Source organism: Streptomyces sp. NPDC001401 (assembly GCF_042895385.1).
Lineage (GTDB): Bacteria > Actinomycetota > Actinomycetes > Streptomycetales > Streptomycetaceae > Streptomyces.
The window spans coordinates 1-3,391 of sequence record NZ_JBIAWI010000045.1 but is presented as its reverse complement, the minus strand read 5'-3'; the positions used below and the strand labels follow the sequence as shown (position 1 = coordinate 3,391).

Annotated in this window: 3 protein-coding genes; 2 read left to right on the top strand and 1 reads right to left on the bottom strand. The window is 67.1% G+C overall.

Translation table 11 applies throughout. From position 1 onward, the window contains the following. Positions 1–212: 212 nt before the first annotated feature. Entirely contained in the window at positions 213–1,754 is a 1,542-nt protein-coding gene (gene istA / locus ACFY10_RS54970; protein WP_390672974.1) for an IS21 family transposase, read from the top strand. Positions 1,755–1,823: 69 nt separating this feature from the next. Then, a complete protein-coding gene (gene istB / locus ACFY10_RS54965) occupies positions 1,824–2,663 on the top strand; it encodes an IS21-like element helper ATPase IstB (protein WP_390672973.1) in 840 nt (279 codons plus the stop codon). On the opposite strand, the gene ACFY10_RS54960 is transcribed toward istB, so the two are convergent. Then, the gene (locus ACFY10_RS54960; protein ID WP_390672972.1) at positions 2,636–3,232 is read right to left on the bottom strand and encodes a GNAT family N-acetyltransferase; all 597 of its coding nucleotides are present in this window, start codon (positions 3,230–3,232) and stop codon (positions 2,636–2,638) included. The genes istB and ACFY10_RS54960 overlap by 28 nt on opposite strands. Between the last annotated feature and the right edge of the window lie 159 nt (positions 3,233–3,391).

Here is a 3,391-nt window from a genome sequence, read left to right as displayed (position 1 = left end):
TGAGAGCGGACAGCGCAAGATCCTTGTAGGCGGACGCCTCGGGTCCCGCTCCGCGGACAGCTGATCTCCCTGTTCACAGGGCTGTTCGCGTGAATCCCGAACACCAATTCCGAACTGGTGATCCCTCCGGGGGTTGGCTCGGTGCTGCCACGCACCACGAGCCGGGTTGTCCACCTCCGGAGGGATCGTTGAAGAAGTCTGACAGGGAGATCATGGAAATCTTCGAGGCCCTGGATGCCACCGAGTGTGCGCATTCGGCCGCCCAGCTGGCGGGGGTCGACCCGAAGACCGTGCGGAGGTACGCACGGATGAGGGACACCGGTCGTCCGGTCGACGCGGCGGTCGTAAGGCCGAAGCTGATCGACCCGTTCATGCCGAAGATCGAGGAGTGGGTTGACCGCTCGCAGGGCAAAGTGCGGGCCGACAAGCTCCACGAGCGGCTGGTCCTGCTCGGTTTCACTGGCGACGAGCGGACCACTCGACGGGCCGTGGCCCGCGCGAAGGAACGCTGGCGGGCCGGCCACCGCCGGACCTATCGCCCGTGGATCACTGAGCCGGGCCTCTGGTTGCAGTTCGACTGGGGTTGGGGCCCTAAGGTCCCGGGTCCGGACGGCGGGGACGAGCGGGAGACGTTGCTGTTCTGCGCCTGGCTGGCCTGGTCTAGGTTCCGGGTGGTCATCCCGACCTGGGACCGCACCCTGCCCACCGTAGTCTCCTGTCTGGACTCCACGCTGCGGGCGATCGGCGGGGCCCCGACCTATGTCCTGACCGACAACGAGAAGACGATGACGATCGACCGGGTCGCCGGGGTCGCGGTCCGCCACCCTCAAATCGTCGCCGCAGGCAGGCACTACGGCCTGCAAGTACATACATGTGTCCCCTTCGACCCGGAATCGAAGGGAGGTTCCGAGGCGACGGTTCGCATCGCGAAGGCCGATCTTGTTCCGACGGATGCGAACCTGCGGGAGAAGTACGGCAGCTTCGCCGAACTCCGTGCCGCCTGCGCAGTCTTCTGCCAGCAGGTCAACAACCGTGTCCACCGCGAGACCGGGAAGATCCCGTCCTCGATGCTGGACATCGAGAAGTCGCGGCTGCACCCGCTGCCCCTGGTCCCGCACACGCTCGCGCTGGGCGAGTCCCGCCAGGTGCTGAGGGACCAGACAGTCCGCTTCGGGTCCGTGCGGTATTCGACCCCGCCCGGTCTGGTCGGCCAGGAAGCCTGGGTCCGCGTCGACGGCGACGAACTCGTCATTGTCGTCGACCTGTCCCACCTGGTCCGCCGGCCCGAGTGGATGCAGGGTCCCGCGGGTCTGACGGAGGTCGCCCGCCATCAGCTGTCCCTACCCGGACGGCCGGTGATCGACCTTTCCCACTACCCCGATCACCCGCAGGAAATGGACGGCGGCCCCCGCCAGCCACGGCCGAAGCCCGTCAACGAAGCGGAGAAGGCATTCCTTGATCTCGGTCCCGGAGCCAAGTCGTGGCTGATCGAGGCCGCCGCGGCCGGCACCTCCCGGATGCGGGTGAAGATGGCGGCCGCCGTCGAGCTCGCCGCCCTGGTCGGCGTCGGCGAGGTCGACATCGCCCTCGGACTCGCGGCGACCGCCGGCCGGTTCGCCGAGGACGACCTGCTGTCGATCGTCCAGCACCGCCGCCACGGCTCCCACCTCGCCGACCTGGTCGTCGCCGACGAAGCCCACTCCGTCCAGCCAGGCACCTCGGCCTGGGCCGACTTCGGCCGCAAGCCCGCCTGATCTCCCGGTCCAGGGCCGCTTTGCGGCCCTGGACCGGACCTTCACCAACCGCAACCAGAAAGGAAGTTGATGATGACCACTCCCGTGATGGACCCCGCAGAAGTCGTTCCCGCACCGGCGCCGGCACCGGTTCCTCCGCCCCCGCCGGCTCCGCCGATCCCGACCGAGCTGGAAGCGGTGCTCAAGCGGATGCGGTTTCCGTATCTACGCAAAGCCGCCCCCGAGGTCCTCGCGACCGCCAGATCGCAACGCTGGGACCCGGCCGAGGTCGTCCGGATTCTTCTGGAGGAGGAGATCAAGGGCCGAGACGAGGCCACTCGCCGCAACCACCGCCGGCTCGCCCAGCTGCCCTCAGGCAAGACCTTCGGCTCCTGGAAGGAGAGCGAATCCTCCATCCCGGTCCCGACCCAGCACGCACTCATGACGCTGGAATGGGTCACCCGGGCGGAGAACTTGGCGGTCGCCGGGCCCAGCGGCACGGGCAAGAGCCACCTGGCCGAAGCACTCGCGAACAAGGCCATCGACCAGGGCATGAAGGTCGCCTGGTTCACCCTCGAATCACTGACCGCCCACCTCGGGCGGGCGACCGTCGACAACACGGTCTCCAAGGCCGTCGCGAAGATCACCAGGTGCGACCTCATCGTGGTCGACGACATCGGCATGCTGCCCTCTGGACAGGCCGCCGCGGAGGCGTTCTACCGCGTGATCGACGCGGCATATGAACGTCGGTCAGTGATTGTGACCTCGAACCTTCATCCCTCAGGATTCGATTCGATCATGCCGAAGACGTTGGCCACCGCCGCCGTCGACCGGCTCCTGCACCACGCGCACATCGTCCTGACCGAGGGCTCCTCGCTGCGGCTGACCCAGGCCACCAGCGGTCAGGGTGTCATCCCACTTGCCTCATGATGTTGCGCCACAGGCCCACCATCATCCTCCCTCTGCTGCCCGCGAGCGGACGCCCAGTCCGCGCTGGCCAGGGACATCTGCAGCACCGACCAGGACCGCCCCTCCACTTGCTCCACGTCGGGCAATACACGCTCTACCTGGAAACCGAGCCGTTCATAGAGTCGGACCGCGCTGGCGTTATGGCTGAACACCCCGAGTTCCACGCGTTGCAGGCCCCGGATGTCGAAGGCGATCGCCAGCACTTCTTTCAACATGCCAGCGCCCAGCCCACGGCCACGGGCCTCCGGGGCAATCAGCACCCGCCCCAGTCGCCCTGCGACACCTTCGGCGTCCACGCGCACCGAGGCATGGCCCACCACTTGCCCGGTCTGAGAGTCGACGCCCATCCAACTCCATCGTCCCGGCGCTGCGGACTCGCCCGCATACGCGGCGATCTGAGGCTCGTCCAACGGCCAGGTGAACGAAGGACCAGCCCAGGTGAGCAGTTCGACCGGACCCGGAATCCACGACGTGAGAAAGGAGCCGTCAGCGAGAGTGAACTCGCGCAGCTCAACCGCGGCAAGGGACATGCCCTGACCCTACGACAAGCGTCGAACCTCCTCCGGCGTTGAGCACACAGTCAATCGATCAAATCAGGGATCAATAGTCATACCGGACAGGGAGATGAGCTGTCCGCCCAGCAAGAGATCAACTGACCGCTCACCCGGACGGGCTGATGTCCGTGGACA